Genomic DNA, 14,401 nt, shown 5'->3' with positions numbered 1-14,401 from the left:
CCGGGATGACTAGCGGACTTTCGGGGTCATCAGACCCCCACGTGGGGCTGTGGCGACGGGTGGTCGCGGGCCGAGACTTCCCTCAGTCGATGCGTAGAGGGCGCGTCGGCCAAGGGGGATACACATGCTGCACATCAATCTGCTGGGACCGACCGGCGTCATCGAGTCAGGGACATCGCTGTCGAGTCACGCCGTGGGAGGTGCCAAGCCGTGGCAGGTCCTGGAGATTCTCGCTCTGGCGGGAGACGTGCCGGTCTCCAAGGACCGGCTCGCCGATCTGCTGTGGGAGGGGCGCCCGCCGCGCTCCTACCTGGGCACCCTGGAGAGCTATGTCTGCGTCCTGCGCAAGAGCCTGGGTCTCGGGAGGGGCCGCGACTCGGCGCTGCGGACCGTGATGCGGGGCTACGTCCTCGACCCCGAGGCAGTGACCGTCGACATCGTCGAGTTCCGCAGGCTCGTGAGATCTGCCGGACTGGCCGGCGAGACCGCGCTCTCGGTCGACCTCGACACGCTCGAGCGGGCCCTGGCCCTGGTCCAAGGGCCGCTGCTCGCCGGTGAGCCCTATGCCGCGTGGGCCATCCGCGAGCGTGAGGCCTTCCAGGCGGAGCTGGTCGTGGCGACCGGCCTGGGAGCGCGCTGGGCTCTCGCGCTCGACGAGCCGGGACGCGCCATGCGGCTGGCCCGCACCGCCGTGGACGTCGACCGGCTCGCCGAGGAGCCGGCACGGCTGCTGATGCAGGCACTCCACGGCCTCGGGCGGCACAGCGAGGCCCTGCGGACCTACGCGGAGCTGCGGGCGCGACTGGGCGACGAGCTGGGCTCGGAGCCGTCGCACGAGAGCCAGCTGCTCTACCTCGAGATCCTGCACAGCGAGGAGAGGTCGGTGGTCGAGCATCGCCAGGACGCCCGTGAGGAGGTCCGGATGCTGGTGCGCCTCCTGCGCCAGGCCCTTCCCGGCGTCATGACGCTGGCGGAGTGTGACGAGGGCCGCGAGCTGGTCCGCGTGGTCGCGGGCGTCTCAGCGGCCGTTTAGCCACACGAGGTCCAGGCCGTCGGATGTCATCCCCCAAATGGGGGATGACATCCACTCAATATCGGGTGATGCTCCAGACAGACGAATGGAGCTCCACATGAGCACTCGGACGTCTCGGGATCAGATGCACTGCAGCACCACGAAGGTGATGGTGGTCGACGACCACCGCACCTTCACTGACCTGATGCTGCTGGCGCTCAACGACGTCGACGACCTCGAGTGCGTCGGCGCCGCCCACGACGGCACCTCCGCCCTCATGCTGGCCGCCGAGGCCTTGCCCGACGTCGTCCTGATGGACGTCGAGCTGGGAGACGAGGACGGCCTCGAGCTCGCCGAGCAGCTGGTGGCCGCCCGACCCGGCCTCCGCGTCGTCGTCCTGACCGCGCACGCACAAGATGTGAGCATCGCCCGGCGAGCGGCCCGCTCAGGAGCCTGCGCCCTGCTGCCCAAGGACGGATCACTGCCCGAGCTGCTCCACCACCTGCGCACCGCCCGACCTGGGGGAATGGTCGTGCAGCTGGGCCTGCTGCAGGCGATGGTCGATCCCTGTCGGCCGCCCACGATGCCCACCAGGCACGGGTCGACCAAGTCACCGTTCACGGCGCTGACCGCACGGGAGAACCATGTCCTGGCCCTGCTCGCCCTGGGCCACGACGTGCGACGGATCGCAGGAGAGCTCCACATCTCGGTGCACACCTGCCGCGGCTACGTGAAGTCCCTCCTGGCCAAGCTGGGGGCTCACTCGCAGCTCGAGGCCGTGGTCATCGCCAACACCCATGGTCTCGTCAGTGGCCAGCACACCCAGTGAGAGACGCGTCGGCGACTCCGGTGAGCTGATCAGTCCTGTCGGTTGGTTCGTGATCTGCAGCTCCAGCTTCCTGCTCGTCCTCGTCGTCGCCACGTTCTTCCTGGCAGACATGATCGCCCGTCAGAGTGCGCTGGAGGAGGCGAGCGAGGAGGCCGCGGCCATCAGCAGCCTGCTGGCGGCGCCACTGCTGGACCAGGAGGTCCGCGACGGTGATCCCGAGGCCATGGTCCGCCTGGACAAGGCGCTGAGACAGCGAATGATCGACGGGAGTGTGCGGCACATGAAGCTGTGGGACGGCAGTGGTCGCGTCATCTGGTCCGACGAGCAGGCGCTGGTGGGGCGGACCTTCGCGCTCGAGGAGTCGGTGTCGGCGCTCTTCGGCACCGAGGACGTCGTCGCCGAGCTCTCCGACCTCTCCCGCACCGAAAACAACCTCGAGGACCAGCAGCAGGAGGAGCTGCTCGAGGTCTACGTGGGCGCCGCCGACGCCGACGGCGCGCCCTTCGTCTTCGAGGCCTACATGGACATCGACCAGATGCGGCGCGACGAAGCGCGGATCACGAGGTGGTTCGTGCCGATCCTCTTCGGGGGGTTGCTGCTCTTCCAGCTCGTCACGACGCCGCTGGCCGTGGTGATGAGCCGGCGCATCCGCCGGGCGCAGGCGCACTCGTCGCGCATGACGCGCCACGCCCTGAGGGCCGCCGAGCTCGAGCAGCGCCGCATCGCAGAGCAGCTCCACGACGGCGTGATCCAGGACGTCGCCGGGCTCGCCTACGCGATGCCCACCCTCGTGCGGCAGCTGAGGCATGCGGGCGCACCGTCCGACGTGTGCGCACGACTCGACAGCGCGAGCCACATGGTGCAGAAGGACGCCGCGATGCTCCGCTCGCTGATGACCGACATCTATCCCCCCGACCTCGTGGGGGAGGGTCTCTACGAGGCGGTCCGGGGGCACACGAGCCGGGTGTCGCAGCAGTCGGGCCTGCGGACCAGCCTGATCGTCCTCCCGGAGCTGGACGTCACCCCCGACACAGGTCGACTGATCTATCGCGTGATCCGCGAGGCGCTGCACAACGTCGTGAAGCACGCGCGCGCGGAGGTGGTCGAGATCGAGGTCGGGCGCACCGCCCATGAGGTGCTCGTGCGCATCACCGACGACGGCATGGGGCCCGGTGCGGGGGAGCGAGGGTCCGGCAAGGACCACCTGGGCCTCACGCTCCTGCGAGACACCATCGAGGACGTGGGCGGTGAGCTCGAGGTGGGTGAGCGGCCGCCGCCCGGAGGGACGACGGTCGTGGCCCGCTTCCCGGTCGACGTCACGTCCGGCTAGCAGCCCCGACCTGCCCGGCCCGGTCCGGTCCGGCCCCAAGGTCCGCACAAGCCGCCGGCTCCATCCTCGACCAAACGGGATGCAGACGTGGGAGGCGGGCAGGACCATGGGTCGCGGGACGACAGCCTGGACACGGAGCGGCACGGTGAGCGCGGCCGTGACGGCGCTGCTCGTCATGGGTGCACTCGTGCTCGGCGGGGCGCCCGCAGAGGCGCACACCGACCTCGTCAGCACCGCGCCGCTGCGCGACGGTGTGGTCTCGATCGCGACGAGTCAGCTGGTGATGGTCTTCGTCGACGACGTCTCCGGCGGGGAGATCGAGGTGCGTGACCCCGACGGCGTCGAGGTCACGCGCGGCTCGACCGGAGGCATGCGGCGCGTGGTGGAGGTGGCGCTCGACCTGCGCCGTCCAGGGCGGCACCAGGTGGACTACCGGGTCGTGGGCAGCGACGGCCACGTCATCAGTGGCACCTGGTCGTTCCGCGTCGTGGCAGCCTCCGGGGGGGAGGCCTCGGGGCCGGGTCCTCAGTCGAGTGCTGCGCTGCGGGGGACGTCCCAGGTCGCCGATGCCGGGAGCCAGGCGACGTCGTCGGGCTCCTCGGGGCTGTGGATGCTCGTGGTCATCGCCGGCGCGGGGATCGCGGTGGTCGTGCGTGCGGCGTCACGGCCCGGTCCGACGTAACGACCGTCATACCGTCTCGTTGGACACCCGTGTCCGACGATCCCGCTCGCCGCCCTGTCCGCCTCGCGCTGGGAGCGGTCGTCCTGATGCTCACCGCGAGCCTCTTCACCCTCGGACCCGCGGACGGTGCCCAGACCGCCGGGGTCTGCGGGGACGTCCGCGAGCGTCCGTGGTGCGACACCCGGCTCTCGGCCGACAAGCGCGCCGGTCTGGTCCTCGCCCGGCTGACGCTCGACGAGAAGATCGCGCTGCTCGGCGGCGACGAGCTCTCCGGGGTTGCGGGCGGTGAGGGCACGCACACGGGCACGAGCAACGGCCTGGCCCGCCTGGGCATCCCGACGCTCTACTTCAGCGACGGCCCGGTCGGCACGCGCCAGGGCAAGGCGACGCAGATGCCCTCGCCGATGGCGGTCGCCTCCTCGTTCTCGCCGACGACGTCGCGTGCCGCAGGCGCCGTGATCGCGGACGAGGCGCGCAAGAAGGGCAACCACGTCGTCTTCGCCCCGGGCGTCAACATCGGCCGCACGCCGCTCAACGGCCGCACGTTCGAGTACTACGGCGAGGACCCCTACCTCGCGGGCCGGATGGGAGTGGGGTTCATCAGGGGGATCCAGTCCCAGGGCCTGATCGCCAACGTGAAGCACTACGCGGTCAACAACCAGGAGGGCGAGGGCTACGCCGTCCCCGGCTCGCCGATCGGCGCCGGCGTGGAGGGCAACCGGCTGTTCGTCAACGCGATCCTCGGGGAGCGCGCGCTGCGCGAGATCTACCTGCCGGCGTTCGAGGCGGCCGTCAAGGACGGAGGCGTCGGCACGGTGATGTGCTCCTACAACCGCATCAACGGCACCTACGGCTGCGAGAACGAGCACCTGCTGGTCGACATCCTCAAGCGGGAGTGGGGCTTCAGGGGCTTCGTCCTCACCGACTACGGCGCCGCGAAGAACACCCTCAACTCCCTCAACAACGGCCTCGACCTCGACATCTGGCCGGGCTTCGTCTACAACCCCGTCGCGGTGCGCGCGCTCGTCGCCACCTCCCAGGTCAGCACCGACACGATCGACGACCACGTGCGCCGGATCCTGCGCACGATGTTCGCCTACGGCATCTTCGACGCCCCTGCCTTCCGCGACGATGCCTCACGCATCGACGTCGCCGCCCACCACGCCCGCGCCGCGGCGATCGAGGCGCAGGGCATGGTGCTGCTCAAGAACTCCGGGTCGTTGTTGCCCTTGCGGCAGCGCAGGATCCGGACCTTGGCCGTGATCGGCCCCGAGGCCGACCTGATCCGCACCGGTGGTGGCTCCTCCGACGTCAACCCGTTGCGCAGCGTCACGCCGCTCGAGGGCCTGCGCACGCGCCTCGGCGCGTCCCGCGTCCTGTACGACGACGGCTCGGACGCCGCGCGTGCCGCAGCCGTGGCGCGGCGGGCCGACGCGGCCGTGGTCGTCGTGGGCGACAAGATGACCGAGGGCGCCGACAAGATGGCGCCGACGCTCAACGCGGGCCAGATGGACGGCATCGACCGTGACGCGCTGATCGCCGCGGTCGCGGCCGCCCAGCCGCGCACGGTCGCGGTGCTGCAGTCCGGCGGACCGGTCCTCACCCCGTGGCGCAGCAGGGTCCCCGCGATCCTCGAGGCGTGGTACCCCGGTCAGAACGTTGGCACCGCACTCGCCCGTGTGCTCTTCGGCGATGCCGAGCCGGGCGGTCGTCTGCCCATGACGTTCCCCGACCGTGCGGCCGACCTGCCGACCGCGGGTGACCGCGCGGCCTACCCCGGGATCGCGGGCACGGTCCGCTACAGGGAAGGGGTGATGGTCGGCTACCGCCACTTCGACGAGCGCCGCATCCGCCCGGCGTACGCCTTCGGTCACGGCCTGGGCTACACGACCTTCCGGTTCTCCCGCCCGGTCCTGCGCCGCGCAAGCGGAGGCGGAGGCGGAGGCGACCAGCTCGCCACGGTGTCCTTCCGGGTCACCAACACCGGCAAGCGCGCCGGGACCGCGGTTCCGCAGGTCTACGTCGGCATGCCGTCGCCGGGCAGGGACACCCCGCAACCGCCCAAGCAGCTCAAGGGCTTCGACAAGGTGAGGCTCGCGGCCGGTGCGTCGCAGCTCGTGACGATCGATCTCGACCGCCGCTCGTTCTCCTACTGGGACACCGCGGCCGACGGGTGGCGCGTCGCGCGCGGCTGCTACGACGTGATGCTCGCGAGGTCGTCGCGTGACGTGACGGGCCGGGCCCGCGCCGCCTGGTCGGCGGACTGCGGGCCCGGCGCCCTCACCCTGCGGTGACGGGCTGCGTCAGCGCGCAGCCGGGGTGTAGATGAGCTTCTTGTTGACGAACTCGTCGATGCCGTAGGGGCCGAGCTCGCGACCGACGCCGGAGCGCTTCGTGCCGCCGAAGGGCAGGTCGGCGGCCGAGCCCTGGGCGGTGTTGATCCACACCATGCCGGTGTCGAGCCGGTCCGCGACCTCCTGGGCCTGGGCGGTATCGGCGCTGTAGACCACGCCGCCCAGGCCGAAGCTCGAGTCGTTGGCCAGCGCGATCGCCGCCTCCGCGTCGGCGACGCGGTAGACCACGGCGGCCGGGCCGAAGAGCTCCTCGCTGAAGGCACGCATGTCGGGCGTGACGTCGGCCAGCACGGTCGCCTCCATGAAGGCACCGGTCCGGTCGACACGCTTGCCACCGGTCAGCACGGTGGCACCCTTGGCGACCGCGTCGTCGATCTGCTCGACGAGGTTGACGACCGCCTGCTCCGAGGAGAGGGGACCGAAGTCGACACCGTCCTCGAGGGGGTCGCCCGGCGTCAGGCCGGCCATCGCGCCGGTGAACGCCGTCACGAAGTCGTCGTAGAGGTCGTCGACGACGATCATCCGCTTGGCGCCGTTGCACGCCTGGCCCGCGTTGCCCATGCGCCCGCGCACGGCCGCCTTGACGGCCGCACCCAGGTCCTCGGTGTCGAGGAGGATGAAGGCGTCGGACCCGCCGAGCTCGAGCACGACCTTCTTGAGGTGGCGTCCGGCGACCTCCGCGACGGCCGATCCAGCGCGCTCGCTGCCGGTGACCGAGACCCCCACGACCCGCGGGTCGGCGATGACGTCGGTCGACTGGTCGTTGGTGGCGAAGACGTTGACGTAGGCGCCCGAGGGCAGGCCGGCGTCGGCGAAGAGCTGCTCGATCGCGAGCGCCGACTCCGGGCACTGCGGCGCGTGCTTGAGGATGATCGTGTTGCCGACCATCAGGTTGGGCGCCGCGAACCGCGCGACCTGGTAGTAGGGGAAGTTCCACGGCATGATCCCGAGCAGCGGGCCGACCGGCTCCTTGCGGACCACGGCGTCACCGCCCATCTTCGGGCTCAGCGGGGTGTCGGCCAGGAGGCCCGGACCCTCGGTGGCGTAGTAGCGGTAGATCGAGGCGACGAGCGCGATCTCGCCCTTGCCCTCCTTCAGCGGCTTGCCCATCTCGCGGGCGATGATCCGGGCGAGCTCGTCGGCACGCTCCTCGTAGAGGTCGGCCACGCGGAGCAGGATCGCGGCCCGCTCGTCCTGCGTAGTCGTGCGCCACGAGGCGTACGCCGTGTGGGCGCGCTCGACGGCCTCCTGGACCTCGGCGTCGGTCGCGGTGGGGAACTCCTGCTCGACCTCACCGGTGGCGGGGTTGACGACCTGGTAGTCGCTCATGAGACGTCCTCTCGTGGGGGATGGGGGTGGCGCCGGGGGTGGTGGCGCGATGGGGGTCCCAACGCCCGGGGCCGGCTGGAAAGTCCCGGATCACCTTGTGCACAAGTTAAGAGACGGTTGTTTCGACGGACAAAAGTCGGCATGCCTCGAGCGCCAGGTAGAGGTGCGCCACGTCCGTGGGGCTGCGCAGGTCGAGGTCGATGAGCTGGGTCACCTTGCCCAGGCGGTAGCGCACGGTGTTGGGGTGGCAGTGCAGGGTCCGGCCGGCCTGGGCGGCCGATCCGTCGGCGGCGTACCACGCTCGGAGAGTGCCCAGCAGCAGCCCCTGCTCCACCACGTCGAGCCCCAGGACCGGACCCAGCACCTGCTGCGCCAGCCCGGTGGCGAGCTCGGGAGCGGCAGCGACCAGCGCGGCCACGCGGGCGTCCTCGAAGCGGGTCACGGCGCTCGTGCCTGGGGTGGCGGCCTCGCGCGCCATCCGCGCCTGCTTGGCGGCACCCGGGGTCTCCAGGATCGACTCGAAGACCTCGCTGACACCGACCCTGCCCAGCCCCAGCGAGGCCATCTGCTCGAGCATCCGGTCCAGGCGATAGCTGCGGGTCAGCGCCACCAGGCCCAGGTCGCAGTCGGTCTCGGAGCGCCACACCGAGCGCACCCCGAAGGACGTCAGCGTCCGCTCCGGCGAGGGGGTGTCGTTGTCGCTCTCCATCGGTGGTGGGTCGCAGGCGACCACGACGAACATCCCGACCTGCGGCAGTCTCAGCGCCTCGGCGACGTCGGTGAACGCCTGCCCCGTCGAGGTGATCCCGCTGAAGAGCGCGACGAGGGCGGTCTCGCGCAGCCGCGCGTCGCGCATCAGGTGCTCGGTCTCGACGTCGCGGTAGGCCACGGCGAGCTCCTGGGAGTAGACGTCGAGCGCGGTCCACAGCGCCGAGGCCGAGTCGAGCAGGGCTCGGCTGACGCGGGGGTCGTCGCCGCAGCGCTTCACCAGGGAGTTCCAGATGTGCAGGGCGCCGAGTCGATAGGCGTGCAGCACGATCGAGAGCGGCACCTGCTGCTCGGCCCTCGTCCGGCCCGTACGACGGGGCGCGGCCAACGTGCTCGTCTCGTTGGTCATCACGCTCTGGAGCAGCCCGACGACGTTGGGGCGCACCGAGTCGACGAGCTGGCGCATCGTGATGACCTCGACGTAGTAGGGCTCCTCCTGCCGGATCAGGTTGACGACCTCCAACGTGAACGCCTCGAGGTCGTCGAGCAGCTCCCGGCAGACCGCGACGATGCGCGGGTCGGTCACCGCCGTATCAAGCCGCGCCACCGAGTCCTTTGTTCTCACGAACAAAGAATGACAGATCTTGTGAGTGCCGTCACTATGGTGGCGGTGCTCACCCTGGCAGCAGGGTTAGCGCACCACCGAGCTCCCCCGGTGGCAACCCGTCGACCTCGCGGACCGACCCTTCTCGGAACCGTCGAGCTGCCCACTGCACGTGGGGGAGCTGCCTCACCGGCGACGACGAAAGGGTGCACACGATGGCCGAGACACGCGAGCCGATCCTGGAGGTCCGGGATCTCGCGGTCACCTACGGCGGAGTGGTCCAGGCCCTGCGGGGAGTGGACATCACCGTCGAGCAGGGGAGCGTCGTCGCTCTCCTCGGCAGCAACGGCGCCGGCAAGACGACGCTGCTGCGCACCCTCTCGGGCACCCTCAAGCTGCACAAGGGCCGCGTCGAGTCGGGCGAGGTCCGCTACCGCGGCGCCAACCTCAAGGGACGCGACCCGGCCCGCTGCGTCGCCGACGGGCTGGTGCAGGTGCCCGAGGGGCGCCGCATCTTCAGCCGCCTGACCGTCGAGGAGAACCTCAAGGCCGGCGGCCTCGGGGCCAAGGACAAGTCGAGCCGGGCCCCGGCCCAGGAGCGCGTCTACGGGCTCTTCCCGGTCCTCGCCGACCGCCGCACCCAGCGCGCCGGGCTGCTGTCGGGTGGCGAGCAGCAGATGCTCGCCATCGGCCGCGGCCTGATGGCCGGTCCCCAGCTGCTGCTCCTCGACGAGCCCTCGCTGGGCCTGGCCCCCCGGATCATCGGCCAGATCGGCGAGGTCATCCGTGAGATCAACCGGCAGGGCACCTCGGTGCTGCTGGTCGAGCAGAACGCCACGATGGCGCTCGGCGTCGCCGACACCGCCTTCGTGCTCGACGTCGGCAAGGTGTCACTCCAGGGACCGGCCGCCGAGCTGGCCCAGACCGACGCCGTCCAACGCCTCTACCTCGGCCACGGCGCCGAGGAGACCCCGTCCGACCCAGGATCCCCGGCGTCCCCTGCCGGGGCGCGCAAGACCCTCGCGAGGTGGAAGGCATGAGCACGACCGCGACCCCCCAGCTGCGCAAGGACGTGCGCCCGCTGACGATCGACAACGTGACCGTGCGCTTCGGCGCGCTCCAGGCCCTCTCGGAGGTCTCCTTCACCGTCGCCCCCGGCGCGGTGCACGCGGTCATCGGCCCCAACGGTGCCGGCAAGTCCACGATGTTCAACGTCTTGTCCGGTGTCTACGAGGCCACCGAGGGCGAGGTGCGTTTCGGTGACGAGGTCCTCACCGGGCGCAAGCCCCACCAGATCGCCCGTCTCGGGGTCGCCCGCGCCTTCCAGAACATCGCGCTCTCCGGCTCCCAGACCGTCGTGCAGAACCTCATGCTCGGCCGGCACCGGCTCACCACCAGCGGCTTCATGTCCGCGGGCCTGCGCCTGCCGAAGGCGCGCGCGGAGGAGAAGCGCCACACCGCCCGCGTCTGCGAGATCGCCGACTTCCTCGAGCTCGGCAACAAGCTCCACGTGCCGGTCGGGGTCCTGTCCTACGGCGACCAGAAGCGCGTCGAGGTCGCCCGGGCGCTCTCGACGGAGCCGCGCCTGCTGCTCCTCGACGAGCCGGTCGCCGGCATGAACGCCGAGGAGACCGCTCGCATGGCCCAGTCGGTGCTCGAGATCCGCGATGCCCTCGGCATCACCGTGATCCTCGTCGAGCACGACATGGGCATGGTCATGGGCATCGCCGACCGGGTGACGGTGCTCGACTTCGGTCGCCGCATCGCCGACGGCACCCCCCAGGAGGTGCAGGCCGATCCCGAGGTCATCCGGGCCTACCTCGGCTCGGGCGACGAGATCGACCCTGCGGCAGCCGCCGCCCACGGCACGCACGAGGAGACACCGTGAACCAGTTCCTGTCCCTGCTCCTCAACGGGCTCTCGCTGGGCGCGATCTATGCGCTCATCGCCCTGGGCTTCGTCATCATCTTCAAGGCCAGCGAGGTCGTCACCTTCATGCAGGGCTCGCTCCTGCTGCTCGGTGCCTACCTCATCGCCCGGCTCAGCGAGCCGATCGGCTTCTGGGCCGCAGCGGCCGTCGGCATCCTCGGCACCGCGGCAGCGGCGGTGCTCGTCGAACGGCTGCTGATCAGCCGGTTGCGAGGAGCGCCCGTGATCAGCCTGGCGATCCTCACGATCGGCGTCGACCTGATCATCCTCACGGAGATCACCCGCCGCATCGGCTCCGACATCCTCAACGTCGGTCACCCCTGGGGCGGTGACGCGGTCTCCATCGGTGGCGTCGGCATCACCACCAACCGCGCGCTGGCCATCCTCGTCGCCGGCGTGCTCATCGGCGCCTTCTTCATCGCCTTCAAGTTCTCCAGCTGGGGGGTCGCCATGCGCGCCGCCGCCGAGGACGGCGAGGCGGCCGCGTTGATGGGCATCCGGCTCGGCTGGGTCTCGATGGTCGCCTGGCTCGTCGCCGGCGTCCTGGCGGCGGTGGCCGGCCTGTTCGCCACGGGCTCACCGACACCCGGCGTGACGCCCGCGATCTGGGCGGTCGCGCTGGCGGCCCTCCCGGCGGCGATCCTCGGCGGCCTCGACTCCACCGGTGGTGCCCTCGTCGGGGGCCTGATCATCGGTGTCGCCACCGCCATGGCTGCCGGCTACCAGGACCAGATCGCCTTCCTCGGCCGCGGCTTCGGCGAGGTCGTGCCCTACGTCGTGATGGTGGCCGTGCTGCTCGTCCGGCCCTCGGGCCTCTTCGGAACCAGGGATGTGACCCGTGTCTGACACCGCCACTCGTCTCCTCAAGGGCGCCGCGATGCTGGCGCTCCTGGTGGTGCTCCTCGCGCTGCCCCTCTACGTCGAGGAGTTCTGGCTCCGCACCGGCTTCGCGGTCTTCGCCGCGATCATCGGCGCGGTCGGCCTCAACCTCCTCGTCGGCACCACGGGGCAGCTCTCGCTGGCCCACGCGTTCTTCCTGGCCGTCGGCGCCCTGACCTACGTCTACGTCTCCGGTGACCCCGGCGGCTCCGCGATCGAGTACGGCGGCTTCGGCCTCCCGCCGATCGTCGGCATGGTCGCCGGCGTGGTGATGGCCGGTCTCGCCGGTGTCCTCTTCAGCCCGATCGCGGCCCGCCTGCGCGGGATCTACCTCGGTGTCGCCTCGCTGGGCCTGGTCTTCATCGGCCAGCACATCTTCAACACCTGGACGTCGGTCAGCGGTGGCTTCAACGGCCGCATCGCGCCGCCGTTCGAGCTGTTCGGCTTCAGCTTCGGCGGCAACGACGAGCCCTACCTCGCCGTCCTCGGCGTGCCCTTCGGCCAGGCCGAGCGGCTCTGGTACCTCGGTCTCGCGCTCTGCGCGCTGGCCTGCTGGTTCGCCTCCAACCTGCTGCGCTCGCGGCCCGGCCGTGCGCTGCAGAACGTGCGCGACAGCGAGGTCGCGGCCTCCGTCATGGGGGTCAACGTCCAGGAGTACAAGGCGAAGGTCTTCCTCGTCTCCTCCATGTACGCCGGCCTCGCCGGCGTCCTCTACGCCCTCTCGATCGGGTCGGTCGCGCCGGAGTCGTTCTCGCTGCTGGTCTCGGTCCAGTACCTCGCGATGATCGTGCTCGGTGGCCTCGGCTCGGTCGGCGGCGCCGCCCTGGGCGCGACGTTCGTGAGCGCCCTGCCGCTGGTGCTCCAGCAGTACTCCGGTTCCCTGCCCTTCATCGTCGACCCGGGCCAGCAGGGCATCGTCGCCAGCCAGGCGGCGGCCTTCCTCTACGGCGGGGCGATCGTCCTCGTCGTGCTCTTCGAGCCCGGAGGTCTTGCCGGGCTCGCCCGTCGCTTCAAGCGACAACCCCGTCCACCCCAAGAGTCACAGCCCGTCCGCGTCACCCAGTCGGCCCCCGCCGGCTCGTCCTCAGGAGGAACACCTAGATGAACACCAACAAGCGCCGGGCGATCACGCTCGCCTCGGCCGTCCTGCTCGTGACCGCCACGGGCTGCAGCACCAAGGCCGAGGACGGTGGCGGTGCCACCACCTCCGAGGACGGGGTCGCGATCGGCCGCGGCGTCGAGGGCGACGTCATCAGCCTCGGCTCCCTGACCGACCTCACGGGCGTCTTCGCCGCCCTGGGCACCGACATCACCAACGCCCAGGCCCTCTACTGGAAGACCCTCAACGAGGGCGACAAGATCTGTGGCACCTACACGGTCGAGGAGATCGTCAAGGACCACGGCTACGACACCCAGCGCGGCATCCAGCTCTACTCCTCGGTCAAGGAGGACGTGCTGGCGCTCGAGCAGACCATCGGCTCGCCGATCAACACCGGCCTCGCGCAGCAGCTCGAGGCCGACAGCATGGTCAACATCCCGGGAGCCTGGGCCCAGTCGCTGACCGAGGTCGCGGAGAACACCGTCGTCGGGTCGACGTACGAGGTCGAGATGATCAACGTCCTCGACTACCTCCTCCAGGAGGGCGAGATCGAGGAGGGCGCCAAGATCGGCCACATCTACTTCGAGGGCGAGTACGGCGAGGGCGGGCTCGCGGGCTCGGAGTTCTTCGCCGAGCAGCACGACATGGAGGTGGTCGAGGTGCAGATCCAGCCCACCGACACCGACATGACCGCCCAGGTCACCAAGCTCAAGTCCGAGGACGTCGACGTCATCGCGATGACCGTGGCCCCCGGCCAGACCGCCTCGATCGCCGGTGTCGCTGCCGCCAGCGGCCTCAACGTTCCGCTCGCCGGCAACAACCCGGTCTACGCGCCGGGCCTGCTCGACACGCCTGCCGGGGATGCGCTCAAGGCCAACCTCTACGTCGCCTCGCCGGTCGCGCCGTTCGACCAGAAGCCCGAGATCCTCAAGGCCTACCAGGCGGAGTACGACAACGACCCGACGCTGGGGGTCATGTTCGGCTTCGCGGCCGCTGACGTCATGCGTCAGATCCTCGAGAAGGCCTGTGAGGACGGCGACCTGACGCCCGAGGGCGTGCTGGCTGCCAAGGAGAGCATCGGCACCGTCGACACCGGTGGCATCGCGGTGCCGCTGGAGTTCGTCGTCGGTGAGTCGCCCTCCAACGCGAGCTACATCTTCAAGGCCGACGACGTCCCCGGTGGCGCCGTCTCCGTCTCCGACCTCTACGAGGGCGAGGACGTCGCTGCGTTCGTCCAGGGCGGCTGATCCCCAGCAGCACCTGAAGTACTGATCCCGACCCGCGGAGCCCTCGGCTCCGCGGGTCGGTGTCGTTGCGGCTGTCCCTCCGCCAGGCCCGAGGGTGTCGAGACCTGGTGAGGGGTCTGCGGTCTGGGGGACGGTCGTCGTACGGCGGGTCTGGAGGGCTCGTCGTTGGTGCTCCTCGGGCTCGACCACCCAGCGCCCTGTTGGTGAGGGCGTTTCTTGGCTGGCCAAACGTTTGACCACCCCGCAGGGGTGCCCTTGTGGTTGGTGTCCCGTTCGTTGGTCGAGCCGCGAGGGCGGGGACGGTCGTGCCACGGCGGGTCGCCATCTCGTCGTGCTGCGCGCGCGAGGATGACCCCATGACCTCCTCGCCCGTCCTCGAGCACGCCCTCCTGCACGTCC

At 70.5% G+C, this 14,401-nt stretch carries 12 protein-coding genes; 10 read left to right on the top strand and 2 right to left on the bottom strand.

Annotated features, from left to right (window positions below):
* Positions 1–124: 124 nt before the first annotated feature.
* The 5 genes from RMN98_RS01925 (at position 125) to RMN98_RS01905 (ending at position 6,147) form a co-directional block, all read left to right on the top strand.
* Positions 125–1,033: a BTAD domain-containing putative transcriptional regulator gene (locus RMN98_RS01925; protein WP_309647115.1), complete on the top strand. Its 909-nt coding sequence runs from the start codon at positions 125–127 to the stop codon at positions 1,031–1,033.
* Between the two features lie 97 nt (positions 1,034–1,130).
* Positions 1,131–1,841: a response regulator transcription factor gene (locus RMN98_RS01920; RefSeq protein ID WP_309647114.1), complete on the top strand. Its 711-nt coding sequence runs from the start codon at positions 1,131–1,133 to the stop codon at positions 1,839–1,841.
* Positions 1,822–3,171, top strand: a complete 1,350-nt coding sequence (locus RMN98_RS01915) for an ATP-binding protein (RefSeq protein WP_309647113.1) — start codon at positions 1,822–1,824, stop codon at positions 3,169–3,171. The genes RMN98_RS01920 and RMN98_RS01915 overlap by 20 nt, the downstream gene beginning before the upstream one ends.
* Positions 3,172–3,316: 145 nt before the next feature.
* Complete coding sequence (locus RMN98_RS01910) at positions 3,317–3,853, top strand: copper resistance protein CopC (protein WP_309647112.1); 537 nt, start codon at positions 3,317–3,319, stop codon at positions 3,851–3,853.
* A gap of 29 nt (positions 3,854–3,882) precedes the next feature.
* Entirely contained in the window at positions 3,883–6,147 is a 2,265-nt protein-coding gene (locus tag RMN98_RS01905) for a glycoside hydrolase family 3 C-terminal domain-containing protein (RefSeq protein WP_309647111.1), read from the top strand.
* 9 nt (positions 6,148–6,156) lie between these two features.
* On the opposite strand, the gene RMN98_RS01900 is transcribed toward RMN98_RS01905, so the two are convergent.
* Both RMN98_RS01900 and RMN98_RS01895 read right to left on the bottom strand, forming a co-directional pair.
* A complete protein-coding gene (locus RMN98_RS01900) occupies positions 6,157–7,536 on the bottom strand; it encodes an NAD-dependent succinate-semialdehyde dehydrogenase (protein WP_309647110.1) in 1,380 nt (459 codons plus the stop codon).
* 106 nt (positions 7,537–7,642) lie between these two features.
* A complete protein-coding gene (locus RMN98_RS01895) occupies positions 7,643–8,869 on the bottom strand; it encodes a helix-turn-helix domain-containing protein (protein ID WP_309647109.1) in 1,227 nt (408 codons plus the stop codon).
* A gap of 194 nt (positions 8,870–9,063) precedes the next feature.
* Here RMN98_RS01895 and RMN98_RS01890 point away from each other — a divergent pair, with 194 nt between their 5' ends.
* The 5 genes from RMN98_RS01890 to RMN98_RS01870 are packed head-to-tail and all read left to right on the top strand — an operon-like array spanning position 9,064 to position 14,002.
* Positions 9,064–9,888: an ABC transporter ATP-binding protein gene (locus RMN98_RS01890; RefSeq protein WP_309647108.1), complete on the top strand. Its 825-nt coding sequence runs from the start codon at positions 9,064–9,066 to the stop codon at positions 9,886–9,888.
* Positions 9,885–10,736, top strand: coding sequence for an ABC transporter ATP-binding protein (locus RMN98_RS01885; protein WP_309647107.1), 852 nt, complete (start codon positions 9,885–9,887; stop codon positions 10,734–10,736). Before RMN98_RS01890 ends, RMN98_RS01885 begins: the two co-directional genes overlap by 4 nt.
* Complete coding sequence (locus RMN98_RS01880) at positions 10,733–11,623, top strand: branched-chain amino acid ABC transporter permease (RefSeq protein WP_309647106.1); 891 nt, start codon at positions 10,733–10,735, stop codon at positions 11,621–11,623. Before RMN98_RS01885 ends, RMN98_RS01880 begins: the two co-directional genes overlap by 4 nt.
* A complete protein-coding gene (locus RMN98_RS01875; protein ID WP_309647105.1) occupies positions 11,616–12,761 on the top strand; it encodes a branched-chain amino acid ABC transporter permease in 1,146 nt (381 codons plus the stop codon). The genes RMN98_RS01880 and RMN98_RS01875 overlap by 8 nt, the downstream gene beginning before the upstream one ends.
* Positions 12,758–14,002: an ABC transporter substrate-binding protein gene (locus tag RMN98_RS01870; protein WP_309647104.1), complete on the top strand. Its 1,245-nt coding sequence runs from the start codon at positions 12,758–12,760 to the stop codon at positions 14,000–14,002. Before RMN98_RS01875 ends, RMN98_RS01870 begins: the two co-directional genes overlap by 4 nt.
* Positions 14,003–14,401 lie beyond the last annotated feature (399 nt).

It is taken from the genome of Nocardioides sp. (assembly GCF_031397825.1).
Classification (GTDB): domain Bacteria; phylum Actinomycetota; class Actinomycetes; order Propionibacteriales; family Nocardioidaceae; genus Nocardioides.
Note: the sequence above shows the minus strand (reverse complement) of the source record. Positions and strands in the feature narration are given on the sequence as shown.

Bases quoted from the DNA above. Each gene is read 5' to 3' on its own strand.
- RMN98_RS01890 (WP_309647108.1), top strand. From the start codon at position 9,064: ATGGCCGAGACACGCGAGCCGATCCTGGAGGTCCGGGATCTCGCGGTC.
- RMN98_RS01885 (WP_309647107.1), top strand. From the start codon at position 9,885: ATGAGCACGACCGCGACCCCCCAGCTGCGCAAGGACGTGCGCCCGCTG.
- RMN98_RS01920 (WP_309647114.1), top strand. From the start codon at position 1,131: ATGAGCACTCGGACGTCTCGGGATCAGATGCACTGCAGCACCACGAAG.
- RMN98_RS01900 (WP_309647110.1), bottom strand. From the start codon at position 7,536: ATGAGCGACTACCAGGTCGTCAACCCCGCCACCGGTGAGGTCGAGCAG.
- RMN98_RS01925 (WP_309647115.1), top strand. From the start codon at position 125: ATGCTGCACATCAATCTGCTGGGACCGACCGGCGTCATCGAGTCAGGG.
- RMN98_RS01870 (WP_309647104.1), top strand. From the start codon at position 12,758: ATGAACACCAACAAGCGCCGGGCGATCACGCTCGCCTCGGCCGTCCTG.